Consider the following 22,004-nt stretch of genomic DNA (forward strand, 5'->3'; position numbering starts at 1 on the left):
CGTGTCTTCTGCAGTTTCTCCAGCAATACGTTTGGTTGCCTGATCAAAGCTTGGAACAGGGGATTCTTCACCTGGCTGTGGTGTGGGATTTGGCACCGGAGGCACGGGCGCTGGAGCAGGAGCAACACTAAATTCTTTAGTAGCAGTTTTGATGGTAGCATCAGCTTTCTTGGCGCTCAGTGTCACTGTAACGGTACCCGTTTTACTTGGTGTTCCGCTAAGAATAACTTTTGTTTTATCTTCTGATACCTTCGCACTAAGGTTCACGCTACCGTCACCTGCTAACGTAGCTTCAAATGTAGTGTCTTCTGGCATGTTAGCATTAGTAAAGGGCAGCTCAGCATTAAGCTCTTTTCCAACTTGTGCTCCTGTGACATCGCCAGTAAGTGTAAGAGCTGGCTCAGGAGCAGCAGCAACGCTAAATGTCTTTGTTTGCTCAAGAGCTGTTGCGCCCTCTTTAGTAGCGCTCACCTTAACGGTTACTTCTCCTGCTTTGGTAGGCGTACCTCTCAGCTTTACTTTTTTGCTTGCAGTATCAACAGTCGCAGTAAGTCCGTCTTTTGCTTCACCTTCAAGAGTTGCGATAACGGTATAACCATCTGCATTTTCAAGCGTGTAGGAAAGTTCAGCACTCAACTCTTTGCCAGCTTGTGCACCGCTAACTTCTCCCGTAAGGGTAAAAACTGGAACAGGAGCTGGAGTAACTTCTTTCATTTTATATACGGTAAGTGGAGTAATGTGATTAATATCAAATGCAAGCAATGCATCAGGTGCACTTGCTCCCATAGCGGGAACATGTACTTTTACAGCAGCGATGCCTGTTTGTTTCATGTTATTGTTCATAATAAAATGAATTGGCGCTATTGCACCTTGATCGCTAACTTTATCTTGCTTAAAGATGGTTATCGTCTGACCACTTTTATAGGCAGGTTTACGTACACCAAACTGAAATTCATAATGAGGATATAATTCTAAACCTGACAATCCACATACAATCGGCCCTGCGTGACGTCGTTTAAGACAAAAATCAACATAATACATCCCGTCAATAACCGTTAATGTTGCGGTATGTTCCGTTATGGTTTCATCGGCCATTGACAGCTTCTCTCGGGGAATATTTTGAAAATCAATGCTGTTATACTCATAACCTTCTTTTAAAATTCTAAGTGGAATTTTATATACTCCATCCGGTAATTTATTAAATTTTAAATTGCCCAACGCAGCTATGCCATTCTCGATAACCTCTGGCGTTTGCTCTGGCATCGTAGTTAAGTACTGTTGCTCTACCTCGCTACAAGCATTTACCACAATTGATACATCAAGATGAGCACGTTCAGTTTGCCCTTGTTGCGCACTCAACTTAAACGTTACTGTTTCTGCCTTGCGAGGAGCACCTGTAATAATAAGGGATCCATCTTTTATTTGTGCAGTAAGTCCATTTTCTTTTTCAGGACTCACTATAAGCTGTGTACCGTCAAGATTAACTTTGTCTAATTCACGTATTATCTCGTACTGACAATATTGTGTTAGTGCAATATCACCTGGATCTTTAAGGGAAATGGTAGGCTCTGGCACGATCATTAAACGAATTTCTTCCGAATTACCAACCACATGACCATCTTTATTGTGAATTTCTAACATAAGACTGCGTTGCTTCGCATTTACAGGTGTGCCCTGAACAGTAACACTTTTAGTATCTATATTAATCGTTGCTTGTAAGTCTGAACCGAGTTGTTGCGTATTAAGAGTAACAACATCATCAGCGCCTAATCCAAATGCTTGATACGTGATTGTTGTTTTGTAAGGCTTATTAACTTGAGCGTTAGCAAAATAATCTTGTACGTCAATACCTTTATTCATCTCGGCAAAACTCACCTTGATATTACAATCATCATTTTTCAGTGCACCAAGTACCAGCGCTGATTTGATGTTGCTATAGTCTTTTTTAAAACTAATGACATTACCATTAATTGTATAATTATCAGTGCTTATATCATTACTGATTGAAGCGCTTCTATCGTGCATCGTGAGATATTTCTTTATAAACTGAATGCCTTCTTCTGAAATAGTTGCTGTTTTTTTGTCATTCGCAAGAAATATTGGTAGTTCGTACTCGAATGCGTAGTTTACATTACTTGCGGTATCTGCTGTTGAACTAACGAACTGTAAGGGTTTATGTGCGTTGCTGCATGCCTGTACAATATCCGTAACATCTTCTGAGCTTAACGGAGTTGTAATATTCCACGCTCCTTTTGTTCCAAAGGGATATGCACCACTTAATTTTGCACGAAGAAGGGCATGGCTGCTCTTTGATGTTGATAACGTCGTACTATCAATAATAGCGCACTGTTCAGTGGTTACAAGTTTTTTCCAGGCAGGTGTAATCGATGCAGGCGACGTACCTTCCAAAACAAGAGTAGGAGTAATATGCGCTAATGTTTGCTTCAATGCTGCAAGAACTTCCTCGGCGCGCAAAAGCTGTTTTGATTCGTCATTACTTACATAATAATGCACTTTTTCTATGCTCTTGCAAAAGGGAAGCAATTGAAACGTCCACGGATAATCATCAAAAACGCTGCTCTCTTTCAGATCATGAAGGCGAGGGTTAACGCTTTCATCAAAATACGGATCACCTTCTGCATCGGGTACATCACTGTCCATTGCGTCACAAATACCTTCTATATCATTATTTTGAGCAAATTCTGAACCATCTACTAACTCGAATCCTGGAAACCATTGTTTAAGAACATCATTGCTTGCGTCTTCATCATTGAGCCATAGATCAGACTGACGTGTACCTTCGTTAATATCGCTCCCACAACGAGTTTTCAGATCTTCTACAAAGCCAAAAGCACCTCCCTCATCAGCATATGCTGTTTTGGCAGTTCCATTACTCATTATGCTGCCAAAGAAAATGCATAACGCAACAATACTGCAAGCAATCTTTAGCCTTCGCATCAAAGATGGTGTAATTGAACGAAACATGCTACCAACCTTTCCTGTAAATTAACTATAACTAACTTTTTAATGCTAGTATAAAACAAATTCTAAAATTTAAAAATAAAGTGGTAGTTTTTATATCCTCAACGGCTTGTGCATGCAAAACATACAAAAAGCAAGATTATGCAAGAGTTATAAATCGAAAATTATTAAGTACAACTATGTTACAAATACAAATTGCTACATAATTTTTCAGGAAGAATGCACAACAATCAGCAATATATTTACTAAGCGTGATAGCCTATTATCGCATAAGTTACCAGCGCTACAAACGCAAGAAACGCAACGATACCATTCCACCACCAGCGCCAACCGCGAAACAAACGAAAAGCATAAAACCAGCGCGGCTTAAACATAAGGCACGCGCCCCAAATAGTAAAACATAAAGGTAACATGCCGGCTAAAAACACACGATTAAAAACTTCACGCTGTGTGTCTGTTGAAAGATAGCTGATTGTGCCGCTACAGATTGCCGCCCATGAAAAGAGACCCCACGTTAAAAACACACATACGTTCCATAGCATACAAACCACGCGCACTGCTTTATAAGGATGGTCAAACCAATGCCACGGACCATGTGCAGTAGAAGCATCAGAACAGGTAGGCGCGGTGGTGATGGTTGAAGTGTCGACGCTTGTGGCGTTGGGATTGAGAGTGTTGGTGCTGATATTTAAAACATCGTTGCTTGGATGGTTGGCATTAAAGTCATGCGCGTTTGAAGTATTCATACCTAAAATGTTGGCACTTAAAGTATTAGAAGAACCAGTGCATGCATCCGTTTCAACACCCGATCGAGACGTTGAACGTGTGCACATGCCGCCTTCAGCTTCCGCTACACCGCCAAATGCGCCATCACCAACAGACCTATCAGACGCAGCAACACCAATACCATCTGCACTATTGGGTGCGTCCTCGCTAAAGCCTACAGGAGCACCATCGCCTACGCAACTCGTTACGCCATCAAGCGCAACAGCGCTGCCCACAGCACCTGAACACGCATCTTGAAATGCATGTAAAAATTCATGAGGGCTACCAAAACGTACTTTAGGGTCAAATGCAACTGCTTTAGCTATAACGCTGATAAGGCGCTTTCCCATATCACGTTTATGCGCACGCGCAAACAGGGAATCGAGACATTCAAAATTCATCGACACATCAACCGCTGAAATGTCACTGCCTTTTAGCATATAAGCAAGCACCATACCAAGCCCGTAAACATCACTGCGAATACTGCTTTGCTGATAGCCAAATTGCTCAGGAGCTGCATAAATACGAGTACCAAAACATACCGTATCATGCGTCGCATTCTCTTTATATTCGCGCGCAACGCCAAAATCGATTAAAAACGCCGCGTCATGACACACAATGATATTATCAGGTGAAATATCACGATGAATAATAGGATGATCGCTAAATTCGTGCAGCTCACGCGCTGCTTCACATAATGATGGCAGCAATTTCTGGGCTTGCTGTATACGAACCTCAAAAGGCAACGCACGCATAAATTGTTCCAGATTGGGCCCATCAATAACCTGCATAATTACTACGCGATGAGAATCATTCCGATAACACTCAAAAATAAATGGCAGGTGAGGTGTATAGGCACAATGCTCCTGATTATGCTGTGCGGAAAAAAGCTTTTCGTACACATCACCCAAGGGCGATTCTCGCATAATCAATTTCCGGACAAACCGATTTGAAAATGAACGGTCATGCGCTACCTTTGCGTCTTGTTCATGTTCTTTCTTAAAATCCTCATTTCGTGAATCTTGAGAAGTGCGTTTCTTACTATGCTTTGATGATGCTTGTTGTCCCGCATGAACAAACTGTATATGTTTTCCCTGATCTAAATAATATGTATAGGGTGCATAAAATGCACGCTCTTCGCTTTTGCTGGCGAACGACCGTGTAACAAGCTGCGTTACCTCAAATTCAGATGTCTTAATCGTGCGCACAAAACGATAAGCGTCTTCGGTTTCCAAAGACTGCAAATATCGATCAATGTCAGACATAGACGCACTCATAGCGTATCCTTTTACCGCAAGGAAGCGAGGCTACGCTTCCAACAGGGGAAGATTATGGTCATAGAGCATGTCGTTAACATCGGGAACACTTCTTTGGTGGTCGAGTCCAAAAATGACGATAGCGTCAAATTTTTCCTTGCAATACAGTGCATTACAACCACCCAAGCGCAACATAACATTTGTTTCGTATAACGTAATGTGCAGCGCCAGGGCCAAACGAAGGAGGGTGTTGCGCGATGCACCTCGTGTTCCCTGAAAAATCTGGTAACCGAACGTGGCATCAACATGTGCATCACGACAAACCTGCGCACGCTTAAAGCCACTTTTTTTAAGCAAAAAATCCAAATATGCATGAAGCGTTACTACAGACGACGACGTACTTGCCAACCATTTTTCAAGGTCGGCATCGTGTTTTAATTCATGTAACTCTTTTAGCAGTTGCTCGGTGGTAAGCGCCATAAGTATCCTGTTCACCAGCATATAAAAGCGCCCATAACCTACATGCCGTAGCTGCGCTTCTTTTGTACATGGCATAGTATACAAGATAGCAGGCAATTTGTAATGACTCTATAACGGTGCGCACACAAACCAACTGTGCACGGTGTGTTTCACGTGAAACAAAAGAGTGTTTAATGCGCAACTGCTAAATAGGCAACTGCTAAATTTGCAACTGTTTACCATACTTCACACGTACACGTCTACAACACATTACTTTCTTAGCAAGTTCGTCCTACATGCCACATGTTTCACGTGAAACAAACACCTAACCATTAAGCATACTCTGATAACTAAAACCCTTACATCACTTTACGTTACACCTTTTAATCCGTTATACACGATCCTTACGGAATAGCACTCCTGCAACACCATTATGCAACAGGAAACTTTTTACTTGTGATAACACCTTTGTCACCATTGAAATTAATCCACGGCGTTACTTCAACCGTTACTTCGCTATTGTCGTTAAGCTCGTACATTTCAACCACCTGCAACGACGCATCGGGCTTTACCTGCGTGTGCTCGTTGTTGGTGATGCCTGTTTTGTACGAATGATGCAGCTCAACGCCATTTTGATAAGCGCGTGCACTGAATGTTGTGCTGAACGACGATGTAGACGTTCCAACATTTTTCCACGTATACGTAACCGCTATGGCAGGCTTATGGTCGTAAGTTTGGGTTTTTGCCATAGAGTCAACTGAAACGCTGTATTTAGCTTTAGACGCAGCTTCTTTTTGCGCTTTTGAAACAGCTGCTGCTGCAGCAAGCGCATTGGTAGCACTTTGAGCATCTTTGCTGTTTGAAGACGCAGCGCTACTGCTTGAGGACGCACCAGAGGTCGCATTCTGCTGCGATTGGGGAGACGCGTTCGACACATCGTTAAAAGCTTTATGCCATGCATTAGCGTACATACTTTGGGTATACAACACAATTACTACACCCAAAATGGAAAGAACAAGCCCTGCAATAGCCAAACCCTTGCCACCTATGTTTTTCTTGCGCATCGAAATGAGTGCAATAATTGCAAAAATAAAGCCAAGTACTGCAAAAACAAAGGCTGCATTATTCAAAATAGGCATCCACGATCCAACGATTCCAATAATGGACAAAACAAGCGATGTGATAGCCATTCCAGACATTCTTGCTGGTGCGCCATACGCTACGGCGTGAGATTCACTCGTAGACGTATTTGGCATTGATGCTGATTTGCTTGAAGCAAAAGGTGCTGTGCCTGATGGTGAAGAAGACACCGTGCTATCAGGTGATGATGGAACTCCATGACTTCCTGTTGATGAAGACTTATGCATGGAAGCGTCCTCTTGTGAGCGTCCAGACAAAGGTGGTTCTGGTGTGTTCATAACAACTCGCTTTCTCTAAAACTAATACTTGACACCAGTGTATGAACAGTGCCGGAGCGTTTCATTAGCTGTCAGCTAATGAAAACAGCCGACTATAGCACAAATAACCATTTAAAAGCGGGAAAATCACATCGAAACAGGATGCAAAAATTGTTTTGGGAGATGTTTTGGAAAGAAGGGCGCGGCGGCTTGAGGATATGGAAATGCGCAACGCGAACAGTGTGCACACCGGTGTGGCGGCTTGAGGAAATGGAAATGCGCAACGCGAACGGTTTGGACGATTGGCAAAAGCAGCCTACGTGGAAATTGGTGCGTGTTGACGACGTTGGAAGCTTGATGTGTGACGGTTACGTGGAAGAACGTTCGTTCAAGATTGCAAGTGCTTGTTCGTAACCACCTGATCCATAGCTTAAACACTTCGACACACGAGCAATAGTAGTAGCACTAGCGCCTGTTTGTTCTTCTACCTGCGCATACGACTTTCCAGCAGAAAGGAGCCGCGCAACCGCCAAGCGTTGCGACGACTCCTTAATTTCGCGAACCGTAAATAAATCTTCGAGGAGCGAAAACAGCTCATCAACATCATCCATGCGTGCAAGCACTGTGAGCAGTGCATCTACATCGTTGTTTCTTATTGCTGTCATCCCTAAACCCCTACGCTGAGCGAACACAAGCACCCGATGCAAGCGGCGCGTATGGCACACTCATGTCCTACACCTACACCTTACACGAACTACACCGTACGTATCTTACACGTGTGCTATGAATTCGTAGTGCAACCTTATGAATTCGTTGCGTGACCCTCACGCACTTACTAGTACGCACATGTAGTGCGTGCCTTCAGCAACGCTCGGCAAATACCAATCACACGAATTGCTTACACTTCAGTGAGCCAATCGGCATAATCCTCATTATCACCTGCGACAATTTCAAAGAATCGCTTCTGAAGCGCGGCAGTAACTTCGCCACACTCACCAGATCCTACTTCACGACCATCAACCGATGCAACGGGTGTAAGCTCAGCTGCTGATCCTGTCATAAACATTTCATCAGCAATATATAAATCGGTACGTACAAGGCTCTCTTCAACAGGGAAGACGTCAATTTCTTCTGCTTCATACATGTCAGCTGCAATTTGTAAAACACTATCGCGCGTAATGCCCTCAAGCAAACCATCGCTTAATGGTGGCGTAATCAGCGCGCCATTACGTACGATGAACAGGTTTTCTCCCGTTCCTTCACACACGCGACCCGCCTCATTAAGCATCACTGCCTCAGCATAGCCATGCTCTTTTGCTTCCAATTTTGCAAGCAGAGAGTTCATATAGGACGCTGTTGCTTTAACCGCAGGCGGAATAGCATTATTTGAACGCTGGCGCCACGAAGATACGCCGACTTTAATACCATGTTTGAGTGCCTCAGCACCCAGATATGCATCCCACGGCCAAACAGCAATAATCACATCAATAGGAGCCCCGCTTGGATCAACTCCCATAACGCCATAACCGCGATACACTAGCGGGCGAATGTAGCCTTTTTTCAAATTATTTGCGCGAAGAACTTCCAGGGTAGCTTCAACCAATTCGTCAACCGAATAAGGCAGGTCAATAGCAGCAATTTTGCAACTACGCGCCAAACGTTCCATATGGTCACGCAAACGGAACACATAGCTTTTATGGGTGGTATCGTTTTCATAGCAACGAATGCCCTCAAATACGCCTGAACCATAATGAAGCGAGTGGGAAAGCACATGCGTTTGAGCGTCTTCCCATGCTACCAGTGAGCCATTTTTCCAAATATACGGAACGGGAGTGATATCTGTCATAGGTACTTCCTTTCTCTACGAATACAGATTATCTAGCATTGTAATACCACCGTGTTATGAATTGCGCTTTAAACAAAAAATTTATAGCGCAGAAACATACCTGCATGACAAAAGCAGGGATGTATGGGAACGTAGGGGTGCTTGCGATGCTGGCGATGCGTGCAGGTTGTAGGAACGTGGAGGTACTTGCGATGCTGACGATGCTGGCGGACGTTCGCGGCGTGCAAAAAACAACCCGCCTTTCCAGAAGAAAGACGGGTTGCAAAAACCTGAATATGTACAGGAACAATACTGCTTAACGCTTCGAGAACTGAGGACGCTTGCGAGCTTTCTTCAAGCCGTACTTCTTGCGCTCAACCATACGTGGGTCACGCGTAAGCAAACCCGCCTTTTTCAGCTCGGGGCGATATTCGCCAGCTGACAGCAATGCACGCGCAATACCATGACGCAGCGCACCAGCCTGACCAGAAACGCCACCGCCGTTCAGCAATGCGATTACATCAAAGTGACCTTGTGTATCAGTTACTTTAAAAGGAATAAGCGCATAATCAACCAAGGGCTGACGTCCAAAATAGGCAAGAGCTTCACGGCCATTTACCGTAACTTTACCAGTTCCAGGAACTAAACGAACACGTGCCGTCGCATTTTTACGACGACCAGTACCATAATATAGAGCTTTGTTAGCCATCTGTTAGCCCTCCATCTTCACTTCACGAGGCTGTTGAGCTGCATGGGGATGCTCCGCACCTGCATACACCTTAAGCTTCTTTAACATCTCACGTCCAAGCGTCGTTTTAGGAAGCATACCCTTTACAGCATGCTCGATAATACGCTCAGGATGCTTTGCGAGTGCCTCATTAAAGGTTTCCGATTTCAAGCCACCAGGAAAACCGCTGTGGCGGAAATACTGCTTGGCTTCGCCTTTGTTACCAGTAACACGCACTTGAGCAGCATTTACGATAATCACATAATCGCCTGTATCAACGTGTGGTGTGTACTGAGGCTTATTTTTACCGCGCAGAATTTTGGCTACTTCAACAGCAAGATGACCAAGAACCTGGTCTTTTGCATCGATGATAACCCAATTGCGCTCAACCTCGCGGGGTTTTGCGTAATACGTTTTCACTATAATCCTCCATTACTTGTAGAAGTGCAGTACGTGCACCTCTCTCGCGCACCAAAACGGCGCACGATGTGTGTTTCCAAAAGATGCAAACGGATAAGCTGCGGTTTCCTACGCCGCGCACTCAAGAAAAGACTGGACTTCTTCGCTTAAGGTGCTTAGAGCCTGCTTGCTTCACGGGGCTTTTGAAAGCAACTGATTAACTATAAGATTATTCCCCTACAAACGTCAATTAGAATTCGCTATACTTTTCAGAAATTCGCGATAAAATCATAGAAGCACGCACGCTGGGAACAGCTGGAACGGCTACGGATGCGGGAACGATTGAGTAACTGGAAACAAATGCGTGGCTGGGAACAGCATGAATGGCTGCACATGAGAGAGTAGCTGTGTGACTGGGAACAGCGAGAACCACTAGAACAATTGGAACGTTTGCGCGAGCGCATACAACACAATCACAAGACATACGAATAAGCTGACTATGAAAGATACTTATAATGTCGAAACATACTTCATTGAATACCACTTCTCAAATTGCGGCACAACGTGCGCAACATGCTGATGCAATCCCAGGCTCATCTGCAACTCAGCGCTTGGCCGCAGCTCCATGCGCGTCCGCAAATCAGCTTGCAAGCACGGCAGCAACTCAATGTGAAAACATGTCCGCACCATCATGCTCATCTGCAAGCTCATCCGCAAGCACGCACGATATACAAACCCCGCACGCCGCACTCACATCGCGCGCAACGCATGAGCGGCACACTCAATCCGCGCACAAAACGCTTCAGCGGTTAAACCGCAAACGAGCAGGTTATCGAGCAGAAACCGAAGACGATGACGGCTACGATCCGTATTCTGATCGCACCACATCACAGCCGCTTTTTGAGCGCAATCCGTGGGATTAGCGCGATAAACAGTTCGTCAGATCATCAAGAGAATCAATGACGCACACTGACACCTGTTCTAACTGGGATTTTGTCGAGCACTTGTCGCAACTATGCACTCCGATAGTTGAAATGCCCATATCACGCATCACTGCCAGCGCATATGCGGAATCGTCCACCGCCCAACACGCTTCTGGCGCACTGTGCAACAATGCCAAACAGTGCTCGTAGATGGGCGTATCGCGCTTAGTGCCAGGAACGTCGTCTGTTGAGACCACATCTTGCACCAAAGAAAGCAAGCCCGTGCGCTGCAAGCCTGCAAGCAAAAACGCACGCGGACATGATGACGCAACAACCGCAGGTATATGTGCTGCTTGCAATGCGCGCAAAAACACGTCGGCACCAGGGCATATTTCTACATCGTGTTCGTAAAAATGAAGCAGATAGTTTTGTATCATTTCGGCTATATGCGCTGGTGACAAACCCACTCCGAGCGTATGATGCAAGTATGTGCACGACTCTTCAAGCGTGCATGTGTTCAAAAAGTCGGTTTCCTGTTTCGTTAAGGGGCGTTTCAGCTCGCTGGCAAACACCACGTCAAGATTGTGCCACGCGTGCATAGACGATAGCAAGGTGCCATCGCAATCGAGTATAATACCTGATGGCTTGCGTAAATGAGAAATGCTATTCACAGGCGTTACGCCATCCTTTCACCATAAAGACCCACGTGTTTTTGCGTAGCGAACAAACGGACAGATGAACAAGCTGCTTTGCAGCGCGTTGGTGCGTGCACGACGTCACGAACACGCAACCGCTCCACTGCACGACATCACGAACACGCAACCGCGCCGATGCCTACACGCTGCCGCTCGCACAACGCAGGCCACCCCGTGCGGCCTAGTCTTCCACACGAATAAGCGCAGGTGTTCCGCGTAAACAATCGGGAAGCGCCGCAACTTCTTCAACAACCGCCATAATGTCTTGTTCGCGCGCCTGATGCGTTACATACACAACTTCAACGGTGTCTTTGTCTTTTTTGCCGCGCTGGACTACCGAATAAATGCTTACGTTGTGCTGGGCAAACACACTTGCCATAGACGCCAGCACGCCAGGACTATCCACCACAGGAAAACGCAAATAGTACTTCGTTTCAAGCTGGCTCATCGCAATAATAGGAAGTGTATCGCTGCAGGTACATCCCACAAACGAGCGTACATTGCCCTGGATATGCCGCGCACACTCAAGCACGTCGCCCATCACAGCACTGGCAGCAGCCCCACTACCTGCACCTTCTCCGTAAAACATAAGGTCGCCCACCGCGTCGCCCACCACATACACGGCGTTATAGACGCCCTTGACCGACGCCAGAGCATGTGAGCGCGGTATCATAGTGGGATGAACGCGCACTTCAATTCCCGCTTCGCTGCGTCGTCCGATAGCAAGCAGCTTCACGCAATAGCCCATATCGCGCGCTGCTTCCAAATCGAGCGGCGTAAGCGCGCGGATACCCTGAGCATACACATCGCTCAAGGTGATGCGCGTATTAAAAGCAATCGACGACAAAATCGCAATTTTTGCAGCAGCATCGAGGCCATCAACATCGGCACTTGGATCGGCTTCCGCATAGCCTTTCTGCTGCGCAATTTGAAGCGCCTGGTCATACGATAAATTTTGCTCGGCCATGCACGTAAGCATGAAATTAGTAGTGCCGTTCACAATGCCCATTACGCATGAAATTTCATTTGAGATGAGCGCATGTTTCATAGGGCCAATAATGGGAATACCACCGCCTACACTAGCTTCAAATGCCAGTTCAACCTTGTGCTCATGAGCAAGCGCGAACAGCTCCTTACCGCGCTGTGCCATAAGGGCTTTGTTGGCGGTAACCACCGATTTACCTGCTTGAAGCGCACCTGCGATAATGTCGAACGCGTCATCAACACCGCCAATAAGTTCGACCACTAAATCGATGGACGTATCGTTTAGAATGTCATGAAAATCGTAGGTGAACACATTGGAAAATCCCAGTTCGCACGCAACATCATTGCGCCGCGAGCACACACGTGTTACCTGCAAATCGATATGGTAATGACGCAGAAAATCGTCGTGATGTTTCGCGAGAATTTCCAGAAACCCACGTCCGACAGTACCTGTTCCCACAAGCCCAACTGATACGGCCATACACACCTTCACTTTCTATAACACGCGCGAAATGCGATCCCGCATCATGCGCATTCACTACATACATGAATTTGAAACACGAATTGCACGTACGAATTGCTGCACGAAGTTCTGCGCATGTCATCTACCTTATCTACAAAATCCATGCACGAATTAGATGCACACATTACATGCGCTTATTATACGTCATGAAATGCGGTGCGCTATGCGTCAGGTGAAATGCCAGTTGAAACGCCAGTTTATACGTCACGCGCCATAATATCAGCGTAGGTTTCGCGACGCGTTACAACGCGCGCTGCGCCATCTTTCACGAACACGATAGCAGGGCGCGGCTGGCCGTTATAGGTTGATGACATGGTATAACAATATGCTCCCGTACAGAAAACGGCCACAATATCGCCGAGTTCAGGATGTTGAAGCGGCATGTCAATCACCACAGCGTCGCCGCTTTCGCAATGTTTGCCGCACAGCGTAACTATCTCGCTACGCGGCTGATCAGCCTTGTTTGCAATTGCTGGTTCATAGGATGCATGATAAAGCGCCGTACGAATGTTGTCCGACATACCACCATCCACCGCAACATACTTGCGAATATGAGGCAGCGTTTTGAGAATGCCAACGGTGTAGAGCGTTAATCCGGCGTTGGCAACTATGCTACGACCAGGCTCAACCATCAATTTTGGAAGAGACAAGCCAAGGCGCGTGAACGATTCTTTTACGCCCGAGCAAATAACATGTGCAAATTCTTCGATTGACGTGGGCTTATCGGAAGCCGTGTACGCAACACCAAGACCGCCACCCATATCGAGCTCCTGGATTTCCAACCCATAGTGCTGCTTGACGCGCGCGGAAAACTGCGCCATAACGTCGATTGCTTCCTTAAACGAGTGCAACGCAAAAATTTGCGAGCCAATATGACAATGAAATCCGATCAATTCAACACCTGGAAGCGCCTGTACATCACCTACGCAGCGAAACGCAAAATCATCAAGCATCGTAAACCCAAACTTTGAATCTTCACAGCCTGTGCGAATGTATTCATGTGTGTCCGCTTCAACACCAGGCGTAACGCGCATGTAGATGCGCTGACGTTTCCCCAGTTTGCACGCGATTTCTGAAACGCGCGAAGCTTCAATACGGCTATCAACAACAATAGCGCCCACACCATACACGATAGCTTCTTCAATTTCACGTGGTGTTTTGTTGTTGCCATGCACATGAATAGATTGCGATGGAAAATTAAGTGCCTGCGCATACGCAAGCTCACCACCGCCAGAAACGTCCAGTTCAAGACCATGTTTTTCCACAAGTCGCAGCATTTCCTTGTTCAGAAACGCCTTGCTGGCATACAGCACGGCACTGTGAGGATACTCCTGTTGAAAAGCGTTTTTGTAGCGCGTCATGCGCATTTCGATGTCAGCTTCATCCATGACGTACAGCGCCGTTCCCTGTTCGTGCGCAAGCTGAACCATATCAACACCACCCACAAAAAGATGGCCATCGTGAACCTCTGCAGTGGCAGGTAACACAGCACCTAATTCCATAGTAGTGCGATTATCAGGCTGTTTAGAATGATCCGATGCGGGAAGTGACATTGCTGTTCCTTATCTCTTGTTATGGTGAGTGCGATAAATGTTATCGATGCGTATGAGGGGAATCTGTGTTATCAGAAGCTCCCTTGTTGTCAGATGCACCCGTTTTGCCAGCACATCCCTTGTTATTAGAAGCGCCCATGCTGCCAGGTGCGTCCGCATTGTTGCGCGTGTTACCAGGCGCGTCCATTTCAACTATGTTGCGCAATTCATCCACTTCATTTGTAGTATCTGCAGAATCTGTGCCAAATAGCTGGTCAGAGCCTAATTCAACCACTACTTCAGTAACACCTGAGCTGCTATCACGCTGAGCGGCTTCAATTTCCTGGCGAGCAAGCGGGCTGCTAATTTTATCAAGCAACTCCTTGCTGTGTTCGATAGTCTCTGAATGTGCTGTTTGATGCGCAGCAGCATTCGATGCCGTCGATAGATACGCAACACCGCGCTTTTGATCGGCTCGTGCTCGAATGGCGAGGAACAAAAAGCCCACAATACCAGCTGTAGCTGATGCTAACAAAATTGCAAGCTTTGCGTTCACCACGTGTGCGGCATCCGGGAACGCCAAGTTTGCTACAAAAATTGCCATCGTAAAACCAACGCCACCTAAAATACCTGCACCAATCATGTGCATCCACGACGTATTTTCAGGCAAACGCGCAATTTTGGTTTTAATCACCAGAAAGCTAAACAGCAAAATTCCTAAAGGTTTACCCAGTAATAAGCCAAAAAACACGCCAAAAAATACCGGATTAGCAACCAGTTCGCCAAATGAACTCCCAAGCAGTGAAACATCAGCATTGGTTAGTGCAAACAGCGGCAGAATAAAGAAATATACCCACGGATATAATGTGTGTTCAAGTCGTGTAGCAGGAGGAACTACCTTACGTGCCACATCACTTAAGCTACTGACCGTTTTAAGATACACTTCTTGTGCTGAAACAGGCAAGCTTGGATCATATTCCTTTTGCGCTTTTTCGGTAGCGCTGCGGCTCCAAATGCTAAAGCGTCCCAAATTAATGTGGCTACTTGCAGGAATGGTAAAAGCTAACAGTACGCCTGCAATAGTTGAATGTACGCCCGACATGAATACACAATACCAAAGAGCTACACCTACCAGTAAATATGGCACTAACGAATACACATGAAAGCGATTCATCAGCACAAGGACGACCATAATAAGCGCCACGCCTCCAAGCCACATAAACGAAGGCGTTTGGCCATAGAACAGCGCAATCACTAATATGGCAATGATGTCATCAGCTACAGCAAGCGTACTCAAAAACACGCGCACGCCATTAGGGACACGATTTCCCAAAAGCGCCAAAATTCCCAGCGCAAACGCGATGTCGGTTGCGGTAGGAATGCCCCATCCATGTGCGGTATCGGCAAAATGGATGTTGAAAATCGAGTAGATAACAATGGGCGCAAACACACCGCCAAACGCAGCGATAATGGGCAGCAGTGCCTGATTGACGTTCACCAAGTCGCCGGCTGTCATTTCGTACTTAATTTCAAGACCTACCAGCAGGAAAAACACTGCCATAAAAATGTCATTGATGATTTCGGCTAACGGAAGCGACAGGTGCGCCGTACCAACGATAATACCAAACGAACTTTCCCAAAATTCCAGAAACTCGTGGTAAGCGCCTGAATTTGCAACAATGAGCGCAAGAACAGCGGCAATAAGCATAAGCGCCGCAGCTTTCGTTGATGAGTACGTAAAGTTAAGAATTGACTGAAAGCGCGCTTGATTTACCTGGGCTTCATCAATGTATACACTTTTTGCGCTCGAGCGGCTTGAAGTGGTATCGTCTGATGCGGTCATAGTTCTTCCTTTATTTTAACCTGCCAGTACTTCTTATAAGAAAAGCACATTCTGCCTATAAATAAGCAGATTGCGCGTGTTTACTTTAACACAGCTACCAAAGCGTAAATGTTAGTAGTTCGTTAAGTGTTAAAAACTCATGGTTACGGCACATATCGAAGCAATAGTTGCGTAAGAATGCGGGATGTAGAGCGGGGAACGTACCTGCACATGAGGATAGCAACTTGAACGTGCGGGAACGTCACTGCGAGCGAAACGTTCCCGCTAGTCAGCGCACCATAGTTATTGTGCTTTCCCATACTCCTTATCGGTGCTGCTGCGTATGGTTGTTAGCCGCTGCGTTCACCAAGGCATGCAAAATAGTAAATGCGTGCTCGTGCGTTCGCCATAAGAGTTCAGGATGCCACTGAACCCCCACCGCAAAGCGATAACCAGGCAATTCAATAGCTTCAACCACGCCATCGCTTGCTTGTGCCGACACGCGCACACCTTCTGCAATTGTCTCGAGGCTTTGATGATGAATCGTGTTCACGTGAATTTCCTTTTGTTTCAACAGGGAATACAACTGCGAACTTGCATCAATTTCTACCGTATGACTCGGAGGCGCAAATAACGTTGACTGTACATGCTTAATGTCTGAATGGCTGTATTTGGTAGGTATGTGCTGATTAAGCGTGCAGCCCATCGATACTCCCAGCGCCTGCATGCCACGACACACACCCAAAAGAGGGATATCGCGTTTCAAAATTTCTGGAATGAGCATAAATTCCATTGCATCACGCATAGGAGATGTGCGACACAGCTGCGGCTCTTCGTCTCTGCCGTACAAACTTGGCGTAATATCAGGTCCTCCCGGAATAAGAAAACCATCACACAAGTCAAGAATACGCTCAACATTTTCCTGGTCAAACGTAAGAGGTATCATAAGCGGCAATCCACCTGCAGCTATAATGCCTGTAATATAACCCTCAGAAAGCGTCAAATTGGTAAATTCTGTATCATAGCGTGGCAAAATACCAATCACAGGAGCAGCGGAAGGTGCATACGTATCGACACACATGCCACCTTTGTACGTGTGTTCCTGATGGTGCTCCCACGCAAGCTTCCCATCAAAACCACGATCGTTTTCCTGATCATGAGGCTGGTCATGAGCCTTATCAAGCTCACGATCGGTGCTCAAACGAAGTGGTGGCCACATTCCACTAAGCGCGTGCCCCGCTTCAGCATAGGTACATACACATGCTGCTGACCATGAAGGAAAGGTACCTGCAAGCAACGATGCATGAGCAGCATATGTTTCATCAGGCTTTATACTACGTTTAGCGGTACTGTTGCCATCAAAAACCGTGTGCAGAGGGAAGAAATGTGCCACCATGTTAGCGAGCGTTTCACGATGATATACAAGCGATCGCAACGGCTCAAACATAATGCGCTCTTCGCGCGTCATAGTATCAAGAGCAAGAGCTACCAGCTTATCAGCCCAAAATGCAGCTCCGTGTCCATACGCACGACCCTGATACCCCTGTTCAATAAGGCTTTGCTTAGCGTCAAGCACATCTTGCTCCCCATAGGGCGCAAGAGAGCGATCGAGCACATCAAGAATGTCGTCTGAATAAAAAATACTTTTAATAAGCGCCATATACCCAAGTGCATGGCTCAGTGGCAACGCATCGGCAGGACGAATTTCAACAAAGTTTTTAAGGCGCGTATCAGGGAAAACCATAGAAAGCGCGTGCATGCATTCGTCGTCAGTCATGGCGCGGTGAGCGTACAACTCGTCGAACGTGTGCGCTCCAGCGTACAGCCAGTGATCGTCGTGCTCGGGAATATATGCTGGTACGGGGCTTGTTGTGTGCTCCTCTCCCGTTCCGGCGGCACTGGCGGCTCCAGCGGCACCAGCGGCGACACGTTCCCCATTGTCACCCTCAAGAATGGCGGCAACATCCGCAGCATACGGCACTAAAATGGCACGGCGTGTCAAAATGTAGTCCGCGTAGTCGTCAAAACCGAAATCCGCACCAAGCGAACCGGGAACAACGCCACACCTGTCCTGCTGCATACGCGTCCATAACGCAAAACGTGCCATGTGTCCATGACGATTTTTCCCCTCGTAGAAGGGGGAATTGTCCGCCATCAGCGCCAAAATGGGCGCAATTTTTTCCGACACGCGAAACTTGCGCATCGCGTCACGTTCATCACGAAAATCAATGGAAATTTGCAGCGACGACGACGCACGCATCATGCAAACACCCTCGTAGGCCTCGGCGCCTAAAAACGCATTCATCGCGTCATAGCGAAACTTCGGGATAAGCTTCAGCGTTTTCGCAGGAACGGTAGGCACATACCCCAGCATGGGCGTATATAAGCCCAGTTCATCAAGCAAAGGGTCGAGTGTTTTGCGAAAACACGCATAGGCAAATTTTGCATCAAGCAAGTTTTCAAACGGCCCTGCTGAAATTTCAAGCTGGGCTGCGGGTTCAAGCGTAATGTGCTCGTTGCCACGCGAAAGAGCCACCAAGTGCGAGCCGTCGTAGTGCGCTTCCTCATAGAAGGGCTTCATGCGCTCAAGCAGTGCTGCAATGCCGTTTTCTTCCTCATAAGACGCAGGTAAATGCGTATTTTTATGCAGTATAATATGCTCGATTTCTATACCAAAACCCTGAGCGGTTTTACATCCTGATTGAAAAAATTCAACCAATTTTCTGCGATTTGCAGCCTTAAAATTCATGGGCTTTCCCTCTAACTCTTCCCGAAAGATTCTTCTTATTTTCGCAGCTTACGTGCAAAATTCCATATATGATGCCGTTATCCATAATATTCACGTATAATTATGCATGTTTTAAGCGCTTATGCGACAGCCATTCTAAGGTGTGACACACTTGACAACTTTAATACGCACATTGTTTATACAGTTTACGTGACAAGTTCGTAATAAAGTGCTCTTAAGGTGCTTTTTCGTGGGGGAAATTTTATTATAGGAGTCATACCTATTGCAAAAGGAGAGCACGGCATGATTAAAGATTTGCTTACAAACACTCAACGCTACCAGGGACTGCCTCCAAAATTTCAAGAAGCTTTTTCCTGGCTTACACACAGCGATTTAAGCACGTTAAGCTGTGGACGACATGATATTGCTGAAGGTGTATTTGCTAATGTGGCACGCTATACTCCCGTTGCTCAAGATCAAAAACAATACGAACAACACTTTGCCTATGCCGATGTTCAAGTGCTGGTAGAAGGCTCGGAGCTTATCGCCGCACTTCCCTGTGATGCCGAACAATATCGAGCACTCGACAACGGAGACGACTGTGTATTAAGCAACTCTTTTACAACACCGCCAAGCGTTATTCACATGAATGCAGGGGAATTTTGCATTTTGTGGCCTGGTGAAGCTCATAAACCAGGATTGAGCGATGGTGTACACGCAGGTGAAGTGTTCAAAATTGTCGTAAAAGTAGCCGTATAACAAGTACTGTATAAAACCTGCCAAGGAGGAGAGAGAAGTGGTATCAAGGCGTGTTCTAATTGGGATTGCAGGACTTGTATGGATGCTTGCTGGCTCATTTGTGTTAAGCACGGGCATATCGCACTTTTCAAATAATACAACGATATTCGTGTGTTTGCTTTCTATTCTTATATTTGTGCTGTTCAGTGCTTTATTTCAAATGCTTGCCTACAAAAACCAAAAACGCATTCGTGCACTTGAATCAGATAAAAATCCTGTATTTAAGTTCTTTACTGTTCAATCGTACATCGTGGTAGCGTTCATGATCACGCTTGGCATTGTTCTCCGTCTGTTTCTTCCATCGTTTTTTATTGCCTTTTTTTATACGGGGCTTGGAAGCGCCTTGTTCCTAGCAGGAATTGCTTACCTGGTGTATTACATACAGTACTTGCTCCATCAATAACCGTTCAACCGCACAAGAAAGCGAGAAGTTCATGGGGATGCGCGTATATGTAAGACGTAAGCTGCACTTCAATGTCGAGGAACAGCAAACATTGCACGAATTTCAACATGTGCTTGGCATACGCAACCTTACTGACATTGCCATTTTTATACGATACGACATTGATGGCATGCCACAAGAAGCGTTTAATCAGTGCCTTAACACCGTCATGAGCGATCCTGTAAGCGATGTGTGCACGACCGAACTCCCTCACGGCAATTATGCTGCGGTATTTGGCGTAGAGTTTCTGCCAGGGCAATTTGACCAACGTGCAGATAGTGCCTCTGAATGTATTCAACTTATCAATCCCGCATATCGCCCTGATGTGCATACAGCAAAAATTTACTGTTTATCGGGTGATATATCAAACGAACAGCTTGCACGCATTAAGCACCATCTTATTAACCCTGTAGAATGCCAGGAAATTAGCGACGTTAATGCTCCGTGGGAACGCACGTCCGCGGGGCAAGGTGCAAACGTGGGCGCAGCCGAAGACGAAACGTCCAAGGGCGAAACGTCCAACTGTAAGGCGAACGCAAGCAGCGCGCTCGTTGAAACTATCAGCGGATTTATCTCATTTACATCAGATGAATTACACGCATGTGGTGCACGTCTTGGATTGAGTATTGATGACGCCGATCTTGCGTGTGCGCAGGCGTATTTTGCACGTGAACAGCGAGATCCCACCATTACTGAACTTAAAGTCATTGATACCTACTGGTCGGATCACTGTCGACATACTACCTTTGAAACGCAGCTTAACGATATTCGCATTGACGATCCAACCATACAAGCGACGTACAACACCTATATGTCTTTGCGTAATGACCTGCACATTCAAAAACCTGTTCGTTTAATGGACATAGCAACCATTGCTGCAAAGTATCTTGTAAACAAGGGCGTGCTTACGAATCTTGATATTTCAGATGAAATTAATGCCTGCACAACGCATGTTACTGTAGACGTTGACGGAGAACTGCAAGATTGGCTGTTTCTCTTCAAAAATGAGACGCATAACCATCCTACGGAAATAGAGCCCTTTGGTGGTGCTGCTACCTGCATTGGTGGCTGTATACGCGATCCATTGTCTGGCCGTGCGTATGTATATCAAGCTATGCGTGTAACAGGAAGCGCCGATCCGCGTACGCCGCTCAACCAAACGCTTCCCGGCAAACTTCCTCAGCGAACGATTACAACGATGGCACAAGCTGGCTATTCGTCGTACGGCAACCAAATTGGACTTGCTACTGGTCTTGTGCACGAGCTGTATCATCCGGGCTATCGCGCTAAACGCATGGAAGTTGGCGCATGCGTAGGAGCAGTACCTGCATCGCACGTAAAACGGCGTAAACCTCAAGCAGGAGACGTTATTGTTTTAGTAGGGGGAAGAACGGGTCGTGATGGTATTGGTGGTGCAAGTGGCTCATCAAAACAGCATACCCAAACAAGTTTAAGCACCTGTGGCGCTGAAGTGCAAAAAGGCAATGCTCCCGTGGAGCGCAAAATACAACGACTGTTCCGCAACCCAAATGTTTCACGTATGATTATTCGTTGTAATGACTTTGGTGCTGGTGGCGTCAGCGTAGCGGTATGCGAAATTGCGGATGGTGTTACCATTAACCTTAACCGCGTGCCAAAAAAATACAGCGGACTTACCGGCACCGAACTGGCGCTTTCGGAAAGTCAAGAACGCATGGCTGTTGCGCTTGCTTCTGAAGATGTTGAGCCGTTCTTGCACTATGCGCAT

General features: G+C 46.3%; 18 protein-coding genes. 5 read left to right on the top strand and 13 right to left on the bottom strand.

From position 1 onward, the window contains the following. From HMPREF3190_RS00025 to HMPREF3190_RS00055, 6 genes are all read right to left on the bottom strand, one after another. Nucleotides 1-2,898 (bottom strand): hypothetical protein (locus HMPREF3190_RS00025; RefSeq protein WP_449675861.1); only part of this gene is annotated, 2,898 nt, incomplete at its 3' end. A 329-nt stretch (nt 2,899-3,227) separates the two neighbouring features. Further along, nucleotides 3,228-5,024 carry a serine/threonine protein kinase gene (locus tag HMPREF3190_RS00030; RefSeq protein ID WP_066778933.1) on the bottom strand — a complete coding sequence of 599 codons (1,797 nt, stop codon included), beginning with the start codon at nt 5,022-5,024 and terminating at the stop codon, nt 3,228-3,230. A gap of 30 nt (nt 5,025-5,054) precedes the next feature. After that, nucleotides 5,055-5,558, bottom strand: coding sequence for an XRE family transcriptional regulator (locus HMPREF3190_RS00035; protein WP_449675863.1), 504 nt, complete (start codon nt 5,556-5,558; stop codon nt 5,055-5,057). A gap of 335 nt (nt 5,559-5,893) precedes the next feature. After that, nucleotides 5,894-6,880 carry a DUF5067 domain-containing protein gene (locus HMPREF3190_RS00040; RefSeq protein ID WP_066778940.1) on the bottom strand — a complete coding sequence of 329 codons (987 nt, stop codon included), beginning with the start codon at nt 6,878-6,880 and terminating at the stop codon, nt 5,894-5,896. Nucleotides 6,881-7,227: 347 nt separating this feature from the next. After that, nucleotides 7,228-7,524, bottom strand: a complete 297-nt coding sequence (locus HMPREF3190_RS00050; RefSeq protein WP_066778947.1) for a YerC/YecD family TrpR-related protein — start codon at nt 7,522-7,524, stop codon at nt 7,228-7,230. 233 nt (nt 7,525-7,757) lie between these two features. Further along, a complete protein-coding gene (locus HMPREF3190_RS00055; RefSeq protein WP_066778949.1) occupies nt 7,758-8,705 on the bottom strand; it encodes a branched-chain amino acid transaminase in 948 nt (315 codons plus the stop codon). Between the two features lie 104 nt (nt 8,706-8,809). Between HMPREF3190_RS00055 and HMPREF3190_RS07485 the strand changes: the two genes are divergently transcribed. After that, on the top strand, nt 8,810-9,004 hold the full coding sequence (locus HMPREF3190_RS07485) for a hypothetical protein (protein ID WP_449675866.1): 195 nt from the start codon (nt 8,810-8,812) through the stop codon (nt 9,002-9,004). Here HMPREF3190_RS07485 and rpsI read toward each other — a convergent pair. Both rpsI and rplM read right to left on the bottom strand, forming a co-directional pair. Continuing rightward, nucleotides 9,001-9,393 carry a 30S ribosomal protein S9 gene (rpsI, locus tag HMPREF3190_RS00065; protein WP_066778954.1) on the bottom strand — a complete coding sequence of 131 codons (393 nt, stop codon included), beginning with the start codon at nt 9,391-9,393 and terminating at the stop codon, nt 9,001-9,003. The genes HMPREF3190_RS07485 and rpsI overlap by 4 nt on opposite strands. 3 nt (nt 9,394-9,396) lie before the next feature. Next, nucleotides 9,397-9,831, bottom strand: coding sequence for a 50S ribosomal protein L13 (rplM, locus tag HMPREF3190_RS00070; RefSeq protein ID WP_066778957.1), 435 nt, complete (start codon nt 9,829-9,831; stop codon nt 9,397-9,399). Nucleotides 9,832-10,325: 494 nt separating this feature from the next. Here rplM and HMPREF3190_RS00075 point away from each other — a divergent pair, with 494 nt between their 5' ends. Further along, nucleotides 10,326-10,733, top strand: a complete 408-nt coding sequence (locus HMPREF3190_RS00075) for a hypothetical protein (protein WP_066778961.1) — start codon at nt 10,326-10,328, stop codon at nt 10,731-10,733. Here the strand turns inward: HMPREF3190_RS00075 and HMPREF3190_RS00080 are convergent. From HMPREF3190_RS00080 to HMPREF3190_RS00100, 5 genes are all read right to left on the bottom strand, one after another. Next, the gene (locus HMPREF3190_RS00080) at nt 10,730-11,404 is read right to left on the bottom strand and encodes an HAD family hydrolase (RefSeq protein ID WP_066778963.1); all 675 of its coding nucleotides are present in this window, start codon (nt 11,402-11,404) and stop codon (nt 10,730-10,732) included. The genes HMPREF3190_RS00075 and HMPREF3190_RS00080 overlap by 4 nt on opposite strands. Before the next feature lie 205 nt (nt 11,405-11,609). Next, nucleotides 11,610-12,893, bottom strand: a complete 1,284-nt coding sequence (locus HMPREF3190_RS00085; protein ID WP_066778965.1) for a homoserine dehydrogenase — start codon at nt 12,891-12,893, stop codon at nt 11,610-11,612. Between the two features lie 239 nt (nt 12,894-13,132). After that, nucleotides 13,133-14,488, bottom strand: coding sequence for a diaminopimelate decarboxylase (lysA, locus tag HMPREF3190_RS00090; RefSeq protein ID WP_066778968.1), 1,356 nt, complete (start codon nt 14,486-14,488; stop codon nt 13,133-13,135). Between the two features lie 40 nt (nt 14,489-14,528). Further along, the gene (gene nhaA, locus HMPREF3190_RS00095) at nt 14,529-16,310 is read right to left on the bottom strand and encodes a Na+/H+ antiporter NhaA (RefSeq protein ID WP_082715013.1); all 1,782 of its coding nucleotides are present in this window, start codon (nt 16,308-16,310) and stop codon (nt 14,529-14,531) included. Between the two features lie 304 nt (nt 16,311-16,614). Next, the gene (locus HMPREF3190_RS00100; protein ID WP_066778971.1) at nt 16,615-19,038 is read right to left on the bottom strand and encodes a glutamate-cysteine ligase family protein; all 2,424 of its coding nucleotides are present in this window, start codon (nt 19,036-19,038) and stop codon (nt 16,615-16,617) included. Nucleotides 19,039-19,320: 282 nt separating this feature from the next. On the opposite strand from HMPREF3190_RS00100, the gene HMPREF3190_RS00105 reads away from it, so the two are divergent. The 3 genes from HMPREF3190_RS00105 to HMPREF3190_RS00115 all read left to right on the top strand — a co-directional run. Beyond that, the gene (locus tag HMPREF3190_RS00105) at nt 19,321-19,776 is read left to right on the top strand and encodes a YhcH/YjgK/YiaL family protein (RefSeq protein WP_066778974.1); all 456 of its coding nucleotides are present in this window, start codon (nt 19,321-19,323) and stop codon (nt 19,774-19,776) included. A 37-nt stretch (nt 19,777-19,813) separates the two neighbouring features. Then, entirely contained in the window at nt 19,814-20,218 is a 405-nt protein-coding gene (locus tag HMPREF3190_RS00110; protein ID WP_066778976.1) for a hypothetical protein, read from the top strand. A gap of 31 nt (nt 20,219-20,249) precedes the next feature. Further along, nucleotides 20,250-22,004: AIR synthase-related protein (locus HMPREF3190_RS00115; RefSeq protein ID WP_449675870.1), on the top strand; the 1,755-nt coding region annotated here is incomplete at its 3' end.

Origin of the sequence: Umbribacter vaginalis (assembly GCA_001552935.1) — a bacterium.
GTDB lineage: Bacteria > Actinomycetota > Coriobacteriia > Coriobacteriales > Eggerthellaceae > Berryella > Berryella vaginalis.

Coding starts and splice junctions, on each gene's coding strand:
- HMPREF3190_RS00075 (WP_066778961.1), top strand. CDS start 10,326: ATGTCGAAACATACTTCATTGAATACCACTTCTCAAATTGCGGCACAA.
- HMPREF3190_RS00030 (WP_066778933.1), bottom strand. CDS start 5,024: ATGAGTGCGTCTATGTCTGACATTGATCGATATTTGCAGTCTTTGGAA.
- HMPREF3190_RS00100 (WP_066778971.1), bottom strand. CDS start 19,038: ATGAATTTTAAGGCTGCAAATCGCAGAAAATTGGTTGAATTTTTTCAA.
- rpsI (WP_066778954.1), bottom strand. CDS start 9,393: ATGGCTAACAAAGCTCTATATTATGGTACTGGTCGTCGTAAAAATGCG.
- HMPREF3190_RS07485 (WP_449675866.1), top strand. CDS start 8,810: ATGACAAAAGCAGGGATGTATGGGAACGTAGGGGTGCTTGCGATGCTG.
- HMPREF3190_RS00040 (WP_066778940.1), bottom strand. CDS start 6,880: ATGAACACACCAGAACCACCTTTGTCTGGACGCTCACAAGAGGACGCT.
- HMPREF3190_RS00055 (WP_066778949.1), bottom strand. CDS start 8,705: ATGACAGATATCACTCCCGTTCCGTATATTTGGAAAAATGGCTCACTG.
- HMPREF3190_RS00105 (WP_066778974.1), top strand. CDS start 19,321: ATGATTAAAGATTTGCTTACAAACACTCAACGCTACCAGGGACTGCCT.
- HMPREF3190_RS00035 (WP_449675863.1), bottom strand. CDS start 5,558: ATGCCATGTACAAAAGAAGCGCAGCTACGGCATGTAGGTTATGGGCGC.
- HMPREF3190_RS00050 (WP_066778947.1), bottom strand. CDS start 7,524: ATGACAGCAATAAGAAACAACGATGTAGATGCACTGCTCACAGTGCTT.
- nhaA (WP_082715013.1), bottom strand. CDS start 16,310: ATGACCGCATCAGACGATACCACTTCAAGCCGCTCGAGCGCAAAAAGT.
- lysA (WP_066778968.1), bottom strand. CDS start 14,488: ATGTCACTTCCCGCATCGGATCATTCTAAACAGCCTGATAATCGCACT.
- HMPREF3190_RS00085 (WP_066778965.1), bottom strand. CDS start 12,893: ATGGCCGTATCAGTTGGGCTTGTGGGAACAGGTACTGTCGGACGTGGG.